We start from the raw sequence: 470 nt of genomic DNA, 5'->3' as shown, positions 1-470 counted from the left end.
CCGGTCGAACGCTTTGATCTGCCCGGCAGCCATTCGCTGAACTTCCTGCTGCATGAATCGCTGGGCGGGGGCGGCATCGCCTCGGTCCGCATCGATCCGCAAGGCAAGGGCTTTGCGCAAATGCTGCTGGACATCGAAATCCCCGTACCGGCCGAAATGGCCCAAAGGGACGGGCTCACCGCCTCGGACCCGAGCTAAGAGGACAGTTCCATGACCATTTCAAAACTCCTGGTGGCCAACCGGGGCGAGATTGCGGCGCGCGTTCTGCGCACCGCCAAGGCACGCGGCCTTGCGACGGCCGTGTTGCGCCATGCCTCGGAACAAGAGGGGCCAGCCCATGCGATTGCCGACGAGGTTGTGACCATCGAAGGGGCAACGCCGGTGGCGGCCTATCTGGACATTGCGCAGATTGTCGATGTGGCGCAGCGGATCGGCGCGGATGCGGTGCATCCGGGCTATGGCTTTCTGTC

The 470-nt window shown here is 64.0% G+C and carries 2 protein-coding genes; both read left to right on the top strand.

The genetic code is table 11. The features are described from left to right. Positions 1–198 (top strand): AtuA-related protein (locus ACP2AV_RS15700; protein WP_426373707.1); only part of this gene is annotated, 198 nt, incomplete at its 5' end. 12 nt (positions 199–210) lie between these two features. Further along, positions 211–470, top strand: a 260-nt coding sequence (locus tag ACP2AV_RS15695) for a biotin carboxylase N-terminal domain-containing protein (protein ID WP_426373706.1), incomplete at its 3' end; no start/stop codon positions are given.

It is taken from the genome of Aliiroseovarius sp. PTFE2010 (assembly GCF_049943335.1).
Taxonomy (GTDB): domain Bacteria; phylum Pseudomonadota; class Alphaproteobacteria; order Rhodobacterales; family Rhodobacteraceae; genus JBNFVY01.
This window is presented reverse-complemented; position numbering and strand designations above follow the sequence as displayed.